General features: G+C 65.7%; 14 protein-coding genes. 7 read left to right on the top strand and 7 right to left on the bottom strand.

Going from position 1 to position 19,380, the window contains the following annotated elements; genetic code table 11:
- Positions 1–90: 90 nt before the first annotated feature.
- Entirely contained in the window at positions 91–498 is a 408-nt protein-coding gene (locus SB764_RS27015; protein WP_124263105.1) for a hypothetical protein, read from the bottom strand.
- Between the two features lie 409 nt (positions 499–907).
- Between SB764_RS27015 and SB764_RS27010 the strand changes: the two genes are divergently transcribed.
- From SB764_RS27010 to SB764_RS26995, 4 genes are read left to right on the top strand one after another with little or no spacing between them, the layout of a single operon-like run.
- Complete coding sequence (locus SB764_RS27010) at positions 908–4,468, top strand: response regulator (protein ID WP_410865630.1); 3,561 nt, start codon at positions 908–910, stop codon at positions 4,466–4,468.
- A 3-nt stretch (positions 4,469–4,471) separates the two neighbouring features.
- The gene (locus tag SB764_RS27005; protein WP_065060916.1) at positions 4,472–5,317 is read left to right on the top strand and encodes a CheR family methyltransferase; all 846 of its coding nucleotides are present in this window, start codon (positions 4,472–4,474) and stop codon (positions 5,315–5,317) included.
- 14 nt (positions 5,318–5,331) lie between these two features.
- Positions 5,332–6,063 carry a chemotaxis protein CheB gene (locus tag SB764_RS27000; RefSeq protein ID WP_410865628.1) on the top strand — a complete coding sequence of 244 codons (732 nt, stop codon included), beginning with the start codon at positions 5,332–5,334 and terminating at the stop codon, positions 6,061–6,063.
- A gap of 5 nt (positions 6,064–6,068) precedes the next feature.
- On the top strand, positions 6,069–7,208 hold the full coding sequence (locus SB764_RS26995) for a hybrid sensor histidine kinase/response regulator (protein WP_065061034.1): 1,140 nt from the start codon (positions 6,069–6,071) through the stop codon (positions 7,206–7,208).
- Between the two features lie 67 nt (positions 7,209–7,275).
- Here SB764_RS26995 and SB764_RS26990 read toward each other — a convergent pair whose 3' ends face one another.
- Positions 7,276–8,445 (bottom strand): porin, encoded by a 1,170-nt coding sequence (locus SB764_RS26990; protein WP_065060917.1) that lies wholly within the window; start codon positions 8,443–8,445, stop codon positions 7,276–7,278.
- Positions 8,446–8,559: 114 nt separating this feature from the next.
- Here SB764_RS26990 and SB764_RS26985 point away from each other — a divergent pair, with 114 nt between their 5' ends.
- Both SB764_RS26985 and SB764_RS26980 read left to right on the top strand, forming a co-directional pair.
- A complete protein-coding gene (locus SB764_RS26985) occupies positions 8,560–9,309 on the top strand; it encodes a TetR/AcrR family transcriptional regulator (protein ID WP_311732597.1) in 750 nt (249 codons plus the stop codon).
- Positions 9,310–9,403: 94 nt separating this feature from the next.
- Positions 9,404–10,333: an alpha/beta fold hydrolase gene (locus tag SB764_RS26980; protein ID WP_410865626.1), complete on the top strand. Its 930-nt coding sequence runs from the start codon at positions 9,404–9,406 to the stop codon at positions 10,331–10,333.
- 38 nt (positions 10,334–10,371) lie between these two features.
- On the opposite strand, the gene SB764_RS26975 is transcribed toward SB764_RS26980, so the two are convergent.
- The 5 genes from SB764_RS26975 to SB764_RS26955 form a co-directional block, all read right to left on the bottom strand.
- The gene (locus SB764_RS26975; RefSeq protein ID WP_410865624.1) at positions 10,372–11,193 is read right to left on the bottom strand and encodes an ATP-binding cassette domain-containing protein; all 822 of its coding nucleotides are present in this window, start codon (positions 11,191–11,193) and stop codon (positions 10,372–10,374) included.
- A gap of 8 nt (positions 11,194–11,201) precedes the next feature.
- The gene (locus tag SB764_RS26970; RefSeq protein WP_065060921.1) at positions 11,202–12,347 is read right to left on the bottom strand and encodes a FecCD family ABC transporter permease; all 1,146 of its coding nucleotides are present in this window, start codon (positions 12,345–12,347) and stop codon (positions 11,202–11,204) included.
- A 64-nt stretch (positions 12,348–12,411) separates the two neighbouring features.
- The gene (locus SB764_RS26965; RefSeq protein ID WP_110327207.1) at positions 12,412–13,329 is read right to left on the bottom strand and encodes a hemin ABC transporter substrate-binding protein; all 918 of its coding nucleotides are present in this window, start codon (positions 13,327–13,329) and stop codon (positions 12,412–12,414) included.
- Positions 13,326–14,429 carry a hemin-degrading factor gene (locus tag SB764_RS26960; RefSeq protein WP_110327206.1) on the bottom strand — a complete coding sequence of 368 codons (1,104 nt, stop codon included), beginning with the start codon at positions 14,427–14,429 and terminating at the stop codon, positions 13,326–13,328. Before SB764_RS26960 ends, SB764_RS26965 begins: the two co-directional genes overlap by 4 nt.
- 24 nt (positions 14,430–14,453) lie before the next feature.
- Complete coding sequence (locus tag SB764_RS26955; RefSeq protein ID WP_321870712.1) at positions 14,454–16,817, bottom strand: TonB-dependent hemoglobin/transferrin/lactoferrin family receptor; 2,364 nt, start codon at positions 16,815–16,817, stop codon at positions 14,454–14,456.
- Between the two features lie 748 nt (positions 16,818–17,565).
- Here SB764_RS26955 and SB764_RS26950 point away from each other — a divergent pair.
- Positions 17,566–19,353 carry a tannase/feruloyl esterase family alpha/beta hydrolase gene (locus SB764_RS26950; protein WP_110327204.1) on the top strand — a complete coding sequence of 596 codons (1,788 nt, stop codon included), beginning with the start codon at positions 17,566–17,568 and terminating at the stop codon, positions 19,351–19,353.
- The last annotated feature ends 27 nt before the right edge of the window (positions 19,354–19,380 follow it).

The raw sequence follows: 19,380 nt of genomic DNA, 5'->3' as shown, positions 1-19,380 counted from the left end.
GACAGCACGCCGCCGCCCGGGTCCCGCGGCGCAAAAGCTGATGGACGAAGCGAAGACATAGTGGCGGATGTCGCGGCGCTTCCGGGCACTTCAGCACGAAGGCGCCGGGCCCGCCGTGCAATAGCCGAGCGGCGCGCGCCGGGTATCGACCAGGGGCAGCGCGGGCGCGCGCACGGGCAGCGCGATCGCACCGCACCATTCGGTATGGCTTTGCCCGGCGTGGCAGGGCATCGTGGCTTCGAGCCGTTCTTCGGCATCCATCTCGCGGCGCTCGCGCGCGACCACGGCGGGCCGCAATTGCGCGTCGAGCCATGTCGCGAACCCCAGGACGCAACCGGCCACCACCATCAGCACGATCACGCGCGGCTTGTTGGCGCGCAGCAGCGCGAGCACGCGCGCCGCTCTGGTGTTGCCCGGCCGGCCCGCCGGATTGTCCGTATTGGCTTGCTTCTGGATGGCGGCCCGCTCGCCCGCCCCTTCGATCATTCTGGTTGCCACGCTTTCTTCGTCTTGCTGGGGTGCTTGCTGGAATTGTTGTGTGCGTCGTCGGGGCGACTGGCGATACGCCGCCCCACCTGGTTATCGGCACCACCGCGCATTACGAAAGGGCCAGAATGAAATATATTTTTTACAACGCGGCTCTGGCAGATCCGTCCCGCCGGGCGAAAACCCGTGCCGCCCCGGCCGGACACCGCCGGGCATGCGGATTGCTCTCCCGCGCGAGCCGCATGCGCTCGGGATTCCCGAGACATTCACGCAATCCGCATCCTTTTTGTATGATTGCGTTTGTATCGATTTGACTTTCTCTTTATCCACGATGGGGCGGGGTTCCCACGCGCGGAATTCGCCATAAAAGCCGGTCGATATACCCGACGACCGTGCCTTCGCCCATAAAAATCGGAAAAAAATGCAAGCCGTGAACGCGATCGACCCGCTGCGCTTCAGACGCATCATTCAAAGAAACGTCGCGCTGCCACTATTGGCGGGGCTGGCGACCGCCGTCGCCTTCGTGGCGCTGATCGTCTACCTCGTTTCGACGATGAGTTGGGCCGAGCACTCGGAACGCGTGATCGGCGACGCCTACGAACTGCTGCGCATTCAGGCCGACCGCGAGTCGAGCGTGCGCGGCTTTCTGCTCAATGGCGACGAACCCTCGCTGTCGACCTACGAGGTCGGCAAGCCGCGTTTCGCCGCGCAGTTGCAGACGCTGAACGGGCTCGTCATCGACAACCCGCCGCAAATCGAGCGGCTCGCCCGCGTGCGCGCCATCGCCGCGCAATGGGACGCGTCCACGGCCGACGCCATCCGTCTGCGCCGCAACCACGACAGCGTGCTCGCCACGGTCGAAAACGAACGCGGCAACGCCAGCGCCGACGCCATCCGCCGCGAATTCAGCGACTTCCTCACCGAGGAACTGCGTCTGCGCCAGGAGCGCACCGCGGCGGCGCGCCAGCTAACCGTCGTGACGGTCGCCGTCTTTCTGGCGCTCACGCTGCTCGTCAACGGCCTGCTCGCCTGGCTCGGGCGACGCGAAATGACCTCGCTGTCCTCGACTTACGACGACGCCCTGCGCGGTCAGGCCGAGCAGTCCCAGGCGCTCGCGGAACAGGTCTGGCTGCGTTCTGGCCAGCGTCTGCTGGCCGAGAGCGGCATGGGCAAGGAAGCGCTCGCCGAAGTGGGCGGCGCGATGCTCGATTGCCTCGCCGGTTATCTGAGCGCGAGCGTCGCGACGCTCTATGTGCGCGACACCCGCGAAGGCGCGCTGCGCCGCGTGGCCACCTTCGGTTTCGGCGACGAAAGCGCGTACAACGTGCCGCTGCTGCAGGACGGGCAGACGCTCGTCGGCCAGGCCGCCGCCTCGCGCCGCGTGATCGAACTGAAAGAAGCGCCGGCCGGTTATCTGAAGGTCGAATCGGGACTCGGCTCGACCACGCCCGCCTCGCTGCTGATCGCGCCGATCGACGCCTCGGGCCGCATCAACGGCGTGGTCGAACTCGGCTTCATGCGCGCGCTGCTGCCGCGCGACAACGAGTTTCTCTCGCGCGTGAGCAGCACGATGGGCGACCTCGTGGAAGGCGCGGTGTCGCGCGAGCGCCTGCAGGAGTCGTATTCGCAGTCGCAGCAACTGAATCACGAATTGCAGGTGCAGCAGGAAGAACTGCGCGTCGCGAACGAAGGGCTCGAAGAACGCGGCCGCGCGCTGATGGATTCGCAAACGCGGCTCGAAGCGCAGCAGGTCGAACTCGAACAGACCAACGTGCAACTCGAGGAATACGCGCGCCGGCTCGAAACGCAAAAGAGCGAACTCGAACGCGCGCAGGGCGACCTCAAGCGCAACGCCGACCGCCTCGCGCAAGCGAGCCGCTACAAGTCGGAATTCCTCGCCAACATGTCGCACGAATTGCGCACGCCGCTCAACAGCTCGCTGATCCTCGCGAAGCTGCTGCAGCAAAATCGCAGCGGCAATCTGAGCGAGGAACAGGTGCGTTACGCGGCCACGATCCACGCGTCGAATACCGACCTGCTCTCGCTCATCAACGACATTCTCGATCTGTCGAAAGTCGAAGCCGGGCAGATTCAGCTCATGCTCGAAACCGTGCCGCTCGAAGGCCTGCTCGCGTCGCTGCGCGAAACCTTCACGCCGCTCGCGCGCGAAAAGCACGTGGCGCTTTCGATCGACCGTCTGCCCGGCGTCGCCGAGCAATTCACGACCGACGGCCAGCGCGTGCTGCAAATCCTGCGCAACCTGCTGTCGAACGCGCTGAAATTCACGTCGCAAGGCGAGGTCTCGCTGACGGTGTCGCCGGTCGATGCGGGCTCCGTGCGCATCGACGTGCGCGACACCGGCATCGGCATCGCCGAAGACAAGCTCGACATGATTTTCGAGGCGTTCCAGCAAGCCGATGGTTCGACGAGCCGTCAATATGGCGGCAGCGGTCTGGGCCTGTCGATCTCGCGCGAACTGGCGCGTCTGCTCGGCGGGCGCATCGCCGTGGCGAGCGAGCCCGGCGTGGGCAGCGTCTTCACGCTGTGGCTGCCGCTCGACAGCACTGCCGCCGTCGACAGCGAAGCGCAAGCCGTGCAGGCGCTGGCCAACGCGAGCGCCTCGGCGGCGCAAGCGGGCGCGCAGGCGCGCCGCGACAGCGCCGTGCTCACCACCGCGGACACCTACACCACAACCGCCCCCGCACACGCGCCTGTCCACGCACGCGCCGCCACGCCGCCGACATCGGCGCCGTCCCACGGCGAAGGCGCGCAACCGATCGACGACGACCGCGACCAGCGCACGCACGGCAGCCGCGCGATCCTCGTGATCGAAGACGACCTGCCCTTCGCGGAAATCCTGCGCGACCTCGTGCACGAACTGCAATTCGATTTCCTGCACGCCGCCGACGCGGCCACCGGCTTCGCGATGGTCAAGGATCAGGCGCCCGTGGCCGTGCTGCTCGACGTGGGCCTGCCCGACCGCTCGGGTCTTTCGGTGCTCGAATGGCTCAAGAGCGATCCGGGCACGCGCCATATTCCCGTGCACATCGTCTCGGCCACCGACCACGCCGACAAGGCGCTGCATCTGGGCGCGATCGGCTACACGCTCAAGCCCACCGCGCGCAGCACGCTCGAAGCGGCGATTCGCCGGCTGGAGTCGCGGCTCGAACAACGCGTGAAGCGCGTGCTGGTGATCGAGGACGACCACGCGATGCGCGAAAGCATTCGCGCGCTGCTGGTCGGCGACGGCGTGGAGATCGTGGCCGTGGGCACACTTGCCGACGCGCACGCGCAGATCGCGCAAGGCGCGTTCGACTGCATCGTCACCGACCTCACGCTGCCCGACGGCACCGGCTACGACCTGCTGGAAACGCTCGCGGGCGAAGCGGGCGTCGCGCCGCTGCCGGTGATCGTCTACACGGGCCGCATGCTCTCCGACGACGACGAGCAGCGCCTGCGCCGCTATTCGAAGTCGATCATCATCAAGGGCGCGCGCTCGCCCGAGCGGCTGCTCGACGAAGTGACGCTGTTCCTGCATAGCGTGGAGTCGTCGCTCGCGCCGGAACAGCAGCGCATGCTGCGCGCCGTGCGCCAGCGCGACGACACCTTCGAAGGCAAGACCATCCTGCTCGCCGAAGACGACGTGCGCAACATCTTCGCGCTCTCCCACGTGATCGAACCGCTCGGCGCGAAGCTGCTGATCGCGCGCAACGGCCGCGAGGCGCTCGACCTGCTCGACGGCAAGGACGATGTCGATCTCGTGCTGATGGACGTGATGATGCCCGAGATGGACGGCCTCGCCGCCATGCGCGCGCTGCGCGCGAATCCGCGTCTCGCGCGCCTGCCCGTGATCGCGCTCACCGCGAAGGCGATGGCCGACGACCGCATGCGCTGCCTCGAAGCGGGCGCCGACGACTACGTTTCCAAACCCATCGACGTGGACAAGCTCGTGTCGCTGTGCCGCGTCTGGTTGCGCAAATAGCCCATGACCGACACCACGACCAGCGGCGCCCGGCAGACCAGCGTATTCGACATCGAACTGCGCCTGCTGCTCGAAGCGATCTATCTGCGCTATCAGCACGATTTCCGGCACTATTCGCTGCCGTCGCTGCGGCGCCGGCTCGAACAGGCGCGCCAGGATTTCGGCGTGGCGTCGCTGAGCCAGTTGCAGGATCGCGTGCTGCGCAGCGCCGACGACTTCTCGCGCCTGTTCGGCTACATGACGATCCAGGTCAGCGATATGTTTCGCGATCCTGAGTATTTTCTGGCGCTGCGCCAGCATGTGCTGCCGGTGCTGCAAACCTATCCGTCGCTCAAGGTCTGGGTCGCGGGCTGCAGCTCGGGCGAGGAATTGTGGTCGCTGAAAATTCTGTTCGAGGAAGAAGGGCTCGCCGAGCGCACGCTGTTCTACGCCACCGACATCAGCCCCGAAGCGCTCGAACGCGCCGAAGCCGCGATCTATCCGGTGGACCGCTTCGCAGGCTTCAGCCAGAACTATCTCGCGGCGGGCGGCAAGCGCACGCTCTCCGACTACTATCACGCGGCCTACGGCAGCGCGCGTCTGTCGAGCGCGCTCAAGGAACGCGTGGTGTTCGCCGATCACAGCCTCGCGACCGACGAAGTGTTTCTCGAAGCGCATCTGGTGTCGTGCCGCAACGTGCTGATCTATTTCGATCGCCCGTTGCAGGATCGCGCCATCGGCCTGTTCGAACGCGCGCTCGTGCGGCGTGGTTTTCTCGGTCTCGGCAGCAAGGAAAATCTGCGTTTCTCGAAGCGTCACGAAGCGTTCGAGGAATTCCGCGCCGCCGAGCGCATTTACCAGAAGCGTTGAGCGGATCACCCACCATGCCAGGCTCACGCGCTAAATCCGCCCTGCTCGCCGCCGCCAGCGCGGCGCTGCGCGCCACGCGCGGCGGCAAAGCACGCTCGGGGCAAACGGCGCAGGCATCGAGCGCTGCATCGCCCCACGCATCGCCCCCCGCATCTTCCGATGCGAAATTCGACGCCGTGGTCATCGGTGCATCGGCGGGCGGCGTAGACGTGCTCGGCCAGTTGCTGCCGATGCTGCCTGCGCGTTTCGGCGCGGCCGTGCTGATCGTGCTGCATCTGCCGCCCGCCTCGCCGAGCTTTCTGGTCCAGGCGCTCGGCGTTCGCTGCGCGCTGCCCGTGAGCGAGCCCGACGCGGGCGAACCGATCCTCGGCGGGCGCGTCTATATCGCGCCGCCCGACTACCATATGCTCGTGGACAGCGACGCGAGCGTCGCGCTGTCGATCGAAGGCCCGGTGCGTTTTTCACGCCCCTCGATCGACGTGTTGATGGAATCCGCCGCCGCGGTCTACGGCGCGCGGCTGCTCGGCGTGCTGCTCTCGGGCGCGAACGACGACGGCGCGCGCGGCCTCGCCGCGATCCGCGCGGCGGGCGGCACGACCTGGGCGCAGGCGCCCGACACCGCCTACGCGCCGCAAATGCCGGAGGCGGCCATCGCCGCCGGCGCGGTCAACGAAACGCTGACACCCACCGCCCTCGGCGCGCGCCTTGCCGCGTGGCCGAGGCTGTTACCCGCTTCACCCGGATGAATCGCATGTCCCTGCCTACCGTAAATGTTCTGATCGTCGACGACATCGAGCACAATCTCACGGCGCTCGCGGCCCTGCTCGCGCGTCCCGAAGTGCATCTGCTCGTCGCCCGCTCGGGTGTGGAGGCGCTCGAACTGCTGCTCGAACACGACGTCGCGGTGGCGATTCTCGACGTCAACATGCCGGGCATGAGCGGCTTCGAACTGGCCTCGCTGATCCGCGGCAGCCCGCGCACCTCGCACGTGCCGATCATCTTCCTCACCGCCACGTCGCAGGACGCGATCCGCACGTTTCAGGGCTACGAAGCGGGCGCGGTGGACTTTCTCTACAAGCCGATCGAGCCGCGCATCGTGCAGTCGAAAGTCGGCATCTTCGTGCAGATCGAACTGCAGAAGCGCCAGCTCGCCGATCAGCTCGCGGCCACGCGCCAGATGCTCGAAGCCAACGAAATGCTGATGGCTGTGCTGAGCCACGATCTGCGCACGCCGTTGTCGGCGGTGATGAGTTCGGCGGAATATCTGATGCGGGCGTCGAGCGACGAGAAGATCGTGTCGGTGGGCAAGCGTATCGAGCATTGCGGACGGCGCATGTCGCGCATGGTCGAGCAACTGCTCAATCTGGCGCGGCTGCAAGGCGGACGGCTGCCGTTACGGCGCACCGACGTGCAGCTCGACGCGCTCTGCCAGGCCGTGATCGAAGAGTTTTCCCCGCACGCCGCAAACGGACGGCTCGCCTATGCGCCGCACGGCGATCTCGGCGGTCAGTGGGATGCGGATCTGGTGGCGCAGGCCGTGTCGAATCTCGTCAGCAATGCGCTCACGCATGGCGAGCCGGGCATGCCGGTGCACGTGCGCGTGGACGGCGCGTCGCCGCATGAAGTGCTCGTGAGCGTGCACAATCGCGGCGCGATTCCCGCCGACGTCGTGCCGCTGCTGTTCTGCGCGTTCAGCACGGCGACGCGCGCGGGGCATCAGGGTTCGGGACTCGGTCTCGGGCTGCACATCGTGCGCCTGATCGCGCGCACGCATGGCGGCGACGTCAACGTGGTCTCGAACGAGCAGGACGGCACCGCGTTCACGATGCGTCTGCCGCGCGCGGCGCGTCGTCAGGTCGATCTCGACGAGAGCGAAGGCGCGCGCGCGTGAGTGAGTATGTGAGCGAGTGGATTCGCGCGGCGTGTCGCACCGCGCGAATCACACTTAAAAGCCCACCTTAGAAGCGGTGACGCAAGCCCGCCGCCACGACCACCTGATTGCTGTTCGACGACGGCGTGAGCGTATAGACCGACGCATCGAACGCCGCATTGCCGCGACCGCCGCTCACGCTCTGGAACACGCCTTCCAGATAGACATCGGTACGCGGCGTGATGACCTTGTCGATCTGCGCCACCACCTGATTCCACTTCGGACGCGCCGAACGCGAACCCGCATCGAAACGCGCCTGCGTGTACGTATAAGCCGCCGACAGGTACAGCGAAGGCGTGACCGCGTAGCGGCCGTCGATCGAGAAGTTATCGAAAATCAGCGTGTTACCCTTGAGCGCCGTGGTCGAGCCGCCTTGCCACACGCCCGTGACGTCGTCGGTGGCCGAGTGCGTCCAGCTCACGCCCACCGAGTGCGGACCGAATGCGTAGCGCGCGCCCAGCGCCCAGATCAGCTCGTCGCCGCCCGTGATCGTGGCCGAGCCATCGGTGCTGCTGACTGCGCCATCGGCGTTCGCCACGTTGCCGTCGCGATTGATCTTGAGGATTGCCGCGCCCGCCTTGAACGGCCCGTTCGCATACGACAGACCCGCGCTGTACGCCGCGTTATTGCCGAAGCTGCCCGCCGTGTTCGAGAAGCCGTACATCGCGCCGGCCGTGAAACCGCGATAGGTCTCGCTCGTGTAGCGCACCGCGTTGTTGATGCGGATGTTCTGGATCGAATCGTCGTTGTCGTACGGGTGCATCGCCAGATTGCCGCCCCAGCCCGAACCCGCCGCGCCCAGCGGCGTCACGAAAGTCAGGATGAAGTCGTACTGGCGACCCATCGTGAACGTGCCGTAACCATTGGCGCGCAAGCCCACATACGATTGACGGCCGAACAGTTTGCCGCCGTTGCTGGTCTTGCCGTTGACCGACGAGAAGCCGCCTTCCAGCATGAAGATCGCCGACATGCCGCCGCCGAGATCTTCCGCGCCGCGCAGGCCCCAGCGCGACGCACTGAGATTGCCGCTATTCATCTGCACGCCACCGCTGCCCGGCGAATTCGCGCCATTGGTGCGCTGATTGCTTACGTAGGATATCGAAGTATCCACGAGACCGTAGAGCGTGACGCTACTCTGCGCGTGGGCTGCGCCTGCGCTGAGGCCGCCGAGACAGGCGATCAGGATTTTCTTGTTCATCGTGTGCTGGTCTGTTTGCGTTCGGACGCCGCATGACACCGCCGCGCGGCGCACCGGGGAACTCGTTGTAATTGGAGATGCACGAGCGCTCGTGCATCGCGCCGATTGTCGCGGGTGTCGCGCCGCGAATTAATAGGGCCATCGCGAAAGCACCATTCCATAAAACGCAAGGAATCGAGTCGCAACAAATGTCGCGCACGGTTTTCGCTTGATTTGGAAACGAACATTTCCTATACTCCCGCCATGACATCCGAAACGTCTTCCAGAGCCCAGGCGCGCAGCCCCGGCCGCCCGCGCGAATTCGATATGGACAGCGTGCTGGACGGCGCCGTGCGGGTTTTTCGCGAGCGCGGCTATCACGCGACCTCGGTGGGCGACCTCGGCGACGCCACCGGCCTGACTGCGGGCAGCCTGTATAAAGCCTTCGGCGACAAGCGCGGCGTGTTTCTCGCGGCCTTCGAACGCTACGTGCAAACACGCAACGCCGATCTGCGTCAACAGCTGGATCGACAATCTAGCGGATTCGAAAAGATTCGCGCCGTGTTGCACTTCTATGCTGCGTCTTCGCATGGCCTCGAAGGACAGCGCGGCTGCCTCGTCATTTCCAGCGCCACGGCGCTCGCCACGCTCGACGAGGAAATGGCCACGCTCGTCGAATCCACCATTCGTCACACTGAAGCGATGCTGCGCCGTCTCCTGCAACAAGGGCAGGAAGACGGTTCGATCAGCCGCGAACTGCACGTCGCGGCCATGGCGCGCACGCTGCTCGCGCTTTTACAGGGTTTTCGTCTGCTCGGCAAATCGGGGCGTTCGGCGCACGACATGCATTCTGCCGCCGACGAAGCGCTGCGCCTGCTGACCTGAAAATTTTTTCGCCAATTAGGAAACGATTATTTCCAATATAGACGATGACGATCATCGCCATTCATTTCATTATCTCAACGGGAAACTCGCCATCATGACTACACCCTCGCCCGCCGGCGCGCCGCGCATCGTGGACCCCGGTCCCGCTTCATCGCCGGATGCCGTGCTCGTCGGCTTCGAGCATCGTTACGCGACTGTCGACGGCATTCGTCTTCACTACGTAACAGGCGGCAAGTCGGACGGCGACGTGCTGGTTCTGCTCGCCGGTTTCCCCGAAAGCTGGTACGCGTGGCGCAAGGTCATGCCGATCCTCGGCGAGCGTTATCGCATCATCGCGCCGGATCTGCCCGGTCAGGGCGATTCGGATCGCCCGCTCGACGGTTACGACACGCAGTCGCTGGCGACCGTGCTGCACGCGTTGCTCGGCAAGCTCGGCGTATCGCGCTATGACCTGGCGGCACACGACGTGGGCGCGTGGGTCGCGTATCCGTATGCCGCGCTGTTCGGCGACGAAGTGAAACGGCTCACACTGTTCGATGCGGGCATTCCCGGCATCACGCTGCCCGACGCCCTGCCGCTCGCGCCCGAGCGTGCGTGGCGCACGTGGCATTTCGCATTTCATGCGGTGGCAGACCTGCCCGAAGTGCTGATCGAAGGGAAAGAGCGCGCGTATCTCGACTGGTTCTTGCGCCGCAAAACCGCGAATCCGCAAACCTTCCTCGACACCGATCTCGACGAGTACGAACGCGTCTTCAAGAAAGATGGCGGCTTGCGCGCGGGGCTCGCCTACTATCGCGCCGCCGCCGAATCGGCGCGGCAGAACCGTGCATTGAGCGCACGCGGCAAGCTCGGCATGCCCGTGCTCGCGCTCAGCGCCGATCACGGTTCGATCGCCGATATGGCCGCGCCGCTGCGCCCGTACGCCGAATCCGTGGAAGGCGTGATGATCGCGCAATGCGGCCACTTTCTGCCCGAGGAACAGCCCGTCGCGGTCGCCGCGGAACTCATGCGCTTCTTCGCATAGCGGCGGGATCGCCGCGCGAAAGACGGCCCATAACGCCGTTACGCCGGAAAAATCCCCGCCACCGAGCCGTCGAACGTGCCGAACACCTGCATCGGCGCACCGTAACAACGTTCGAGCAGATCGGTGCGCATGACGTCGCGCGGCGGGCCGTCGGCGATAGCGCGTCCATCGGCGAGCAATACGAGGCGGTCGGCATGACGCGCCGCGAGATTGCAGTCATGCGCAATCGCGAGCGCGCCAATATTCCATTCGCGCGTGAGACGGCGCGCCGTCGCGAACAGTCGGTGCTGCTGCACGAGATCGAGCGCCGCGGTTGGCTCGTCCATCAGCAGATAACGCGGCGGCATCCAGTGGCTGTCGAGCGTCCACAACTGTGCGAGCGCACGCGCGAATTGCACGCGCGCAAATTCGCCGCCCGACAGCGTCGTGACGTTGCGCTGCGCGAGCGGCGCGACGCCCGCGAGCGCGAGCAAGTCGTAGGCGAGCACCTCGGGCGAATACGGCAGCGCCGGGCCGTCGAGATGCGGATAACGGCCGAGCTGCACCACGTCGCTGACCGGCACGGGATAGGTGTTCGGCACGCTCTGCGCGAGCACGGCGCGCAGTTGCGCGAGGCGGCGCGGCCCGATGCGGCGCACGTCCTCGCCATTGAGCGTGAGCGTCGCGCGGCTGTGCGAATCGGGGAAACCGTGCAGCGTGAAGTCGCCCGCGAGCGCCTTGAGCAAGGTGCTCTTGCCGACGCCGTTCTGCCCGAGCACCACCACGAACTCGCCCGGCGCGACCGTCAGCGAAAAATCTTCGAACAAGGGCTGACCGCCCTTGCCGCGATAGCCGATATGCAGGTTCTGAATCGAAAGCATCGCGTCCCTCACGCGCCGAACTGACGGCGGCTGCGCACGATCAGCAAGATGAAAAACGGGGCGCCGAGCAAGGCCGTCAACACGCCGAGCGGAATCTCGGCGGGCGCGACCAGCGTGCGCGCGGCGAGATCGGCGGTCACCGTGAGCAGCGCGCCGAGCAGCATCGAGCCCGGCAGCACCACGCGCTGATCGGGTCCGCATGCGAGGCGCACGCAATGCGGCGCAACGAGGCCGATGAACCCGATCTGCCCCGTCGTCGACACGAGCGCGCCCACCGCGAGCGCGCTCGCGAGCAGGATCGTGTGCTTCACGCGGCGCACGGGCACGCCGAGGTAATGCGCTTCCAGTTCTCCGAGTTGCATCGCGTTGAGCGAGCGCGTGTGCGCGGCGATCATCGCCATGCCCGCGAGCACGAAGGGCGCGATGGTCGCGAGCGTCGACCACTTCGCATCGGCGAGACTGCCGAGACTCCAGAAGGTCAGCGAACGCAGTTGCGCGTCGGTCGCGAGATAGGAGAGCGTGCCGATCACCGCGCCCGCGAGCGCGTTGGCGGCCACGCCCGCGAGCAGCAGGATCGGCAGCACAATGCGTCCGTTCGAGGTGGCGAGCCGGTACACGGCGAGCGTCACGACGAGCGCGCCCGCGAACGCGGCGCACGCCGTGAGGCGATCCGCGCCGAACAGCTCGGCCATGACGGGCGGCAGCGCAAGATGCGCGGCGAGATGCGGCATCAGCACCGCGCCGAACACGATCAGCAGCGACGCGCCGAGCGCCGCGCCGCTCGATACGCCGATCAGGCCCGGATCGGCCAGCGGGTTGCGCAGCAGCGCCTGCAACGCGCTGCCCGTCGCACCGAAACCCGCGCCGACGAGCAAGGCGAGCACGACGCGCGGCAAGCGCAGTTCGAACAGCACGAGCGCGGCGCGATCGGTCTGCGCGTTCGTCGGCACGTCGGCGCTGATAAACGCGTGCCAGAGGGCTTGCGGCGAAACGGGATACGCGCCCATGCACACGCCGCCGAGCACGGCGAGTGCGAGCAGCGCCGCGAGCGCGCCGAGCACGTAGGGCGTGCGCGAGCGCGGCGCGCTCGCGGGAAGATGCGCGCCCGCGGAGGGCGGCGCGACGCTGAGCGTCTGGAAAGTCGGCCTGGACATGACGATTCGGGTGATTCGGGTAACGCGCTACGGCTGCTTTAAGTCAGTGAAAAAACGATGGCGATCAGGCTTGCGCCAGGCTGCGGTTGAGCGCATCCACGGCGTCGGGCAAACGCGGGCCGAAGCCGAGCAGGAACAGCGCATCGAGCGCGACCACGCGCGTCGCGCGGCCTGCGGGCGTCAGCGAGAACCCTGCGGAATCGAGCAGATGACGCTTGCTGCCGGCGGCTTTCAAGGCGTCGTCGGTGGTCAGCACGATGTCGGGTTGCGCGGCGACGAGCGCTTCGGGCGTGAGCGCGCGATAGCCGGAGAAGCCCTGCATCGCGTTGCGCACGCCCGCGTAGGCGAGCATCGCGTCGGCGGCCGTGTGCTGGCCCGCGACCATCGGCTGGTTGCCCGTGGGGCTCATCAGGAACAGCACGCTCGGCGGCGTTTTTGCGTCGCGCTTCGACGTGTCCTGCGCCGCGGCGATGCGCGTCGTGGTGGCCGTCCACGCACGGTCGAAACGCGCAAGCAAGGTCTGCCCCGCGTTCTCCGCATCGAGCGCGCGCGCGACGCCGATGATCTTCTCGCGCACCGACGCCACGTCGTGGCCTTCCTCGAAGCTCACGAGCCTCACGCCCGCGCCCGCCACGCGTTGCAGCACGGAAGGCGGCCCGGCTTCCGCCGAGGCGAGAATCAGCGTGGGTTCGAGCGACAGCAGACCTTCGGCGGAGAGCGCGCGCTGATAACCCACCTTCGGCAGCGACTGCGCCTCGCGCGGATACGTGCAGGTCGTGTCGCTGCCCACCAGCGCGTCGGCGCGTCCGAGCGCGTAGACGATCTCCGCAAGCGCGCCGCCGATCACCACCACGCGTTGCGCCGTGGGCGCGGCGGCCTTCGCCACCGTGACGCCCTGGATCGCGCCCGCCGCTGCGAGCAGCAAACCGCCGGTACCGATCAGCAGACGTCGGCGTTGCAAATCGAAACGATCGTCGCTCATACTGCACCGCCTTGCTCGTTGCGCTCATTGCGCTCAATGCTTGCGAGCGCGCTCACCGCGTCGCGCCAGTCCGCGAGTTCCGGATTGCCAGGCTTGCGCGCGCCGAACAGCATGGCGACGTTCTCGCCATCGGCGTCGAACAGTTCGACCGAAGTCACGACGCCGTCGGTCGTGGGCTTGCGCACGACCCACGCCTGCGCGACGAGATTCGTGCGCAGATGCAGGCTGAAATCCGGATCGAGCACGTTGAGCCACGGCCCCATTCTGCGGATCGTCTGCACCGGTCCGCTATGAATCTGGATCATCCCGTGATTGCCGACGAACACCATGATCGGCAGGCGCGTGCGCGCGGCGCTTTCGAACAGCGCGTCGATCGCATCCGTCGCGATGGGCTCCGCGTACTGCGGATCGGCGAGACGCAGGGCCTGCACTCTCGTCACGCCGAATTTCTTCAGGATATCGAAGAATTCGTGCGTGTCCTGCATCGCGGCCCAGGCGGCGCGAAAGCCTTCCACGTCGATCTGCGCGTCGGCGCGTTGCGGCGCGCGTGCGGTCGCGCGCACGACGCTCAACCCCGCGACTTGTGGCTGCGCCGTGTGGCGCTCGATCAGCGCGTCGAACGCGGCATGATCGCTCGCGTCTCGCAGATACACCTTCGTGACTGCCACGCCCTGCGCGTCGAAAAATTGCAGACTCTTGCGCACGCCGTCGTCATAGGTCTCGCGCACCGCGAACGCCGACGCCCACTTCCCGTAGAAAATCCGCAGATCGATCGCGCGGCCCACGGTGAGCCCGACCTGACCGCTGCGCGTCATCTTTTCGAAGCGGCCGGTTTTCTCGTGCACGGCGGCTTCGTTGCGCGTCAGCACCATCACTTCGCCGAGCGTGGGCATCGCTTCGAACAGCTCGACGAAGCGATCGTCGAGACGCACGACGTGCTCGCCGACGAAAGCCGCCAGCGCTTGTGCCTCACTCACGCCGAGTTCCGCCGCGGCCTCGCGGTGACGCAGCTTGCGCGCTGTGCGCAGCTCGTTGAAGGCGTCGCGCAGCAGCGCGAGCGACGCGGGATGGGACGCGGTGGGCGTCGTCGCTTGATTCATGATCTCGGTTGCCTTGTTCGGTTATCAAAAGTCGATTTTCATCGCCACGTTGAAGTTGCGGCCCGGCGCGGTGTAGGCGTCGATCTTCGCCGCGCCGTCGCTGTCGGCCAGACCGCGCACGTCGTTCCAGACCCAGTATTTGCGGTCGAACACGTTGTTGATGCCCGCCGTCACGCTCACGTGGCGCGTGATGTTGACGCCCGCGTGCAGGTCGAGAATCGTGTACGACGGCGTCGCGAAGTACGACGACGAGGACATCTGCGACTTGCTCTTGCGCGAGTTATAGGTGAGGTCCGCGCTCGCGAACCAGCGTTCGGTGGGCGCGTATTTCACGCCGAGCACGACCGCCAGCGGCGGCACGGTGTCGAGGCCGCTGGTCACGCCGTCCTTGGTCTCGGTGCCGTGAATCCACGCGAAGCCGCCCTTCACTTCGAGCGCGTCGTTCACATACCAGTCGGCCTTGCCTTCGAGGCCCTGGATCGACGCCTTCGAGTAGTTCACGTACTGCACGGTGTACGGATTCGTCGCCGAAGTGAGGCTGCCGCCCACCACCTTGCTGTCGATGAAGTTGCTGTAGCGGCCCGCGAATGCGGCGGCGCTGTAGTTCACCTGGCCGTGGCCCACGCCGAGCTTGCCGCGCAGACCCACTTCGACGGAGTTGCTCGTTTCCGGCTTCAGGTTCGGATTTCCGACCTGCTGGTAGTAGAGCCCGTACGAACCCGCCGGGTTATAGAAGCTGTTGACCTGATACGCGGACGGCGCGCGGAATCCATGCGCGTACTGCACGTAGGGCACGAATGCGGGCGAGACCTCGTAGAGAATCGCGAGGCGCGGCGACACGGCGTTGCCCGTCGAGGTCGACGTCGGCTTGGTCGAACTCGCGGACATCGACTCGTAGGTCGCGTCCGGATGCGGCGTCATGTCGTAATAGTCGAAGCGCACGCCCGGCACGACGCTCAGCTTGTTCCAGCGGATCTCGTCCTGGACGAACGCGCCGAGCGAAGTTTGCGTGGTCTTCGGGAACGCCTCGGGATAGCCGTCCGCGTTGCTCGTCCACTCGCTGCCCGCCGAGCTTGCCGTGCTGTAGTGCGAAACGCTCGCGTCGAAGCCGTAGGTCAGCTTGTGTTGCAGCACGCCGGTGTTGAACGCGCTGTCCGCCACCACGCTGCCGCCGAGAATGTTGTCGCCGTAGTCGTTGGTGCGCGAGCGCGAGGACGTCGCGCCGCTCGCGTTCGCGCCGGAAATATCGAGCGTCTGGCGCGTGGACGCATTGCGGTAATAGAGCGAAGCGTGCAGTTGCTGGAAGTACGGATTGGTCGCGTCGCGATGGTCGTAATCGAGCTGCACGCGATTGCTGTTCACCTCGTTGCCGGTGACGTAACCGTTGGCCGTGTAGCCGCTCCACGTATACGCGCCGCCCAGTTGCGAAAGCCCGTCGCTTGAGTTCGCATTACTAAGCGTTTCCGCGGTCAATTTGAGCGTGTCGTGCGGCGTCAATTTGAAAACGAGCTTGCCGAGCGCGCTGCGGTTGTTGTACGTGAGCGGGTCCGGCGTGGATCGCGATGCGCCCAGCGTGTTGCTATCGCCCTTGTTATCGGTCTCGTGACCGTGGCGGCCCGAGAGCGCGATCATGCCCTGCACGACGTCGCCGCCGAATGCGGCCGTGGCCGTCGAGCCCCAGCTGCGGTCGGTCGAGTCGTAGCCCGCCTTCAACGAGAAGTACGTCTTCTTGTTGTAGATCGCGAGCAGATCGCTCGGGTCCTTGGTCACGAAATTGACCGCGCCGGTGAGACCGTCGCTGCCGTACAGCGCCGAGGTCGGGCCGCGCAGCACTTCGATGCGCTGATACAGATCCGTGTTCAGATAATCGCCGCGACCCGCCGAACCCGAGCCGAACGCATACGACTGCGGCAGCGGCACGCCGTCTTCGAGCAGCAGTACCTGGTTGCCTTCGAGCCCGCGAATATTGATGCCTTCATTGCCCGCGCGTCCCGTCGACCCGGTGATGCCCGCCGGACGATAGACCGAGCGGCGCACTTCCACGCCCGGCTCGTACTTGAGCGCGTCCTTGACGTCTTTCGCGTTGTTCTCGTCGATGTCGTCGCTGGTGACCACCGAGACGGTCGCCGCCGTACGGCTCGGGTCCGCCGTGCCGCCGCGCGTGGCCGTCACGGAAACGGCCTTGAGCGCCTCTTCGCGGCGCGCGCGTTGCGGATTCACGCTTTCGACGGCGTTCGCGGACCTGCTGGCATTCGTGGTCGCGCTCTGCTGCTCGGCGGGCTCGCCCGCCTGTGGATCGGCGGCGAGCGCATGGCCGGCGTGCATCGCACAGATCTCGGCGATCAGCGCCGGCAACAGGCGCCGCACCAGGCGTTGCTTCAAATGCATCGTTCTTCCCCGTAGTCAAAATCGAGGCTTTCGTTGTTCTTTACATGTCGAAAGCGGGCTCAATCCTACATTAGATGCGAATACTTCTCATTTACTTTTTAAAACCCGGATGGTCTGAGTGGGCAAAACGCATGGCGACGAAGGCGCGCACGGGGATGACGCGCCGCCTGTAAATCCACGATTTATCAATCAGTTAGCGAGATACAGAAAGGAAAAAGCGATGTAACTCGAAGTCATTTGAATGACATTCGAAAGTACATAGAAATGACCTTATATGCGTTGTGGGTATGTGTCGCACTCATCCGCACAGCTTCTTGCGAGTTCTTTCTTTTCCTATCCGCTTTCCTTATCGTGCCGCGCGCCCGCCGCGATCTCGCGCGCGTGCTCGCGGCGTCGCGCGCGTCACGTGGCGTAGGGGCGGCGCGCCCCTTTTTCGCATCGACTAGCCGCCGCGCATCGTCGTGACCTTCGCTACAGACCGGCAGCGGCGCACGGCTCTATGGTTTACCCACCCTTTTTTGCGGGCATCGCTTCTCGCTATCGTTCGCCCCATCAGCGAATCCCGCGCGCCGTCGCGTTTTGCGAAGACGCATGCATGACGCAACGTCGTACGCCATTGCGCATCGCCACACGATCTCTCCAGACGATTTAAGCAGGATTGCTAATCGATAGAACGAACCCGACCGCGCCTCCAGAACGAACAGACAAACACCGACTATCCAACGACGACAACACCAGGAGACGAAACATGAGAGCACGACACCGGCAGCGCCTGCTCCAACCTTTTCACCAGGCACGCACACGCATCGCGTCCTGGCTCACGCTCATCGCGATCGGCTTCGGCGCGGCTGTGCTCGCCGCGTGCGGCAGCGGCGGCAACGTCGATACCGGCTCGACCGCCACGGCCAACGCGCCGTTGGCGGTCGTCGCGCCGGTCACGGATTGCGCCAAACTCGCCACAGTCGATATCACCGATATCGGCGGCTCGGGCAGCACCATTACCTCGGCAAGCGTGACCACTGCCACCATCAACGGCGCGCAGGTCAACTTCTGCACCGTGAAGGGCACGCTCGCGCCGTCGAACAGCTTTGAAGTCGCGTTGCCGGTCAGCAGCTGGACGCAGCGTTTCGCGCAACTGGGTTGCGGCGGGCTCTGCGGCACGCTCAGCGATCCCACGCAGCAAAGCTCGTTCAGCTTCAGCTACACCTGCCCGCTCGTGCAGGAAGGCGGCTTCGTGACGGCAGCGACCGACATGGGCCACTCGGGCAACAGCACGACGTGGACGCAGAACGCGCAGCAACGCGCCGACTTCGCCTATCGCGGCCAGCACATCACCACGCTCACCGCTGAAAAGCTGATCAAGGCCTACTACGGTCAGGCGCAGAAGTACGCGTACTTCATCGGCTGCTCGGACGGCGGACGCGAAGCGCTGATGGCCGCCCAACGTTATCCGACCGACTACAACGGCATCGTCGCGGGCGCACCGGCGGCGCACTTCCAGATCCAGAATTCGCTGTATCACGGCTGGAGCGTGGAGTCGCAAAGCACGACCGGCGACAGCACCGGCAACGCCATCCTGTATGCCGACAAGGCGCTCGTGCTGCACAAGGCCGTCGTGGCCGCATGCGGCGGACAGGCAGGCGTGCCCGACGGCTTGATCGCCGATCCGCGCACCTGCAACTTCGACCCCGCATCGATTCAATGCGCGAGCGGCGCGACCAGCACCAGCAACTGCCTGACCGCCGCCGAAGTGAGCACCGCGAGCAAGATCTACGGCGGCCCCGTCGACGCCACCACGGGCGAGCGCATGCTGGCCGGATCGCCACAACCTGGCTCGGAAGAAAACTGGGTGGGCGTCGAAGTGCCGACCACGAATTCGACGGACGCGCCTGTGCCCGTGACGAGCCTCTTCAGCTACATGATCGTCTCGGGTGCGTACAACCTGATCTTCACCGGCTCGCCGACGATGCCGACCGTCGACACCTTCGGCTACAAGGACGCGAGTTTCTACACGAACTATCTGCAGGCGAATCACCCGCTGAACGACGCGACGAATCCCGATCTCTCGGCCTTCAACAAGGCGGGCGGCAAGCTGATTCTGTGGCACGGCTGGGCCGATCAGCATATCTCGCCGCTGTTCACGATCCAGTATTACGAAGCGATGCAGAACACGATGGGCGCATCGACCGTGAACGATTTCGCGCGGCTGTATCTGGTGCCGGGCGTGGGTCATTGCGGCGGCGGCGAAGGCTTCCCGAACATCGACCTCGTTTCGCAGATCACGGCCTGGGCCGAGCACGGCACGGCGCCGAACGCGGTGATGACGTACCAGACCGATTCGTCGAACGCGGTCACGGCGAGCCGTCCGGTGTATCCGTATCCGGCCGTCGCGCAGTATGCGGGCAGCGGCGACTGGCACAACGGCGCGAACTGGACGCAAGGCGCGGCGCTCTACAACGAGCCGACGCATAGCTGGGCCGGTTCGAGCTTCTACACCTCGTACACGCCGACAATGCTCGGGGTCGCGGCGCCGTAATTCTCGCGCTAAATCTTCGTAAATCGA

The sequence above is a fragment of the Paraburkholderia sp. SIMBA_027 genome (assembly GCF_046535315.1).
GTDB classification, from domain to species: domain Bacteria; phylum Pseudomonadota; class Gammaproteobacteria; order Burkholderiales; family Burkholderiaceae; genus Paraburkholderia; species Paraburkholderia tropica.
This window is presented reverse-complemented; position numbering and strand designations above follow the sequence as displayed.

Coding starts and splice junctions, on each gene's coding strand:
- SB764_RS26970 (WP_065060921.1), bottom strand. CDS start 12,347: ATGTCCAGGCCGACTTTCCAGACGCTCAGCGTCGCGCCGCCCTCCGCG.
- SB764_RS26975 (WP_410865624.1), bottom strand. CDS start 11,193: ATGCTTTCGATTCAGAACCTGCATATCGGCTATCGCGGCAAGGGCGGT.
- SB764_RS26980 (WP_410865626.1), top strand. CDS start 9,404: ATGACTACACCCTCGCCCGCCGGCGCGCCGCGCATCGTGGACCCCGGT.
- SB764_RS26995 (WP_065061034.1), top strand. CDS start 6,069: ATGTCCCTGCCTACCGTAAATGTTCTGATCGTCGACGACATCGAGCAC.
- SB764_RS26955 (WP_321870712.1), bottom strand. CDS start 16,817: ATGCATTTGAAGCAACGCCTGGTGCGGCGCCTGTTGCCGGCGCTGATC.
- SB764_RS26960 (WP_110327206.1), bottom strand. CDS start 14,429: ATGAATCAAGCGACGACGCCCACCGCGTCCCATCCCGCGTCGCTCGCG.
- SB764_RS26965 (WP_110327207.1), bottom strand. CDS start 13,329: ATGAGCGACGATCGTTTCGATTTGCAACGCCGACGTCTGCTGATCGGT.
- SB764_RS27010 (WP_410865630.1), top strand. CDS start 908: ATGCAAGCCGTGAACGCGATCGACCCGCTGCGCTTCAGACGCATCATT.
- SB764_RS26990 (WP_065060917.1), bottom strand. CDS start 8,445: ATGAACAAGAAAATCCTGATCGCCTGTCTCGGCGGCCTCAGCGCAGGC.
- SB764_RS27005 (WP_065060916.1), top strand. CDS start 4,472: ATGACCGACACCACGACCAGCGGCGCCCGGCAGACCAGCGTATTCGAC.
- SB764_RS27000 (WP_410865628.1), top strand. CDS start 5,332: ATGCCAGGCTCACGCGCTAAATCCGCCCTGCTCGCCGCCGCCAGCGCG.
- SB764_RS26950 (WP_110327204.1), top strand. CDS start 17,566: ATGAGAGCACGACACCGGCAGCGCCTGCTCCAACCTTTTCACCAGGCA.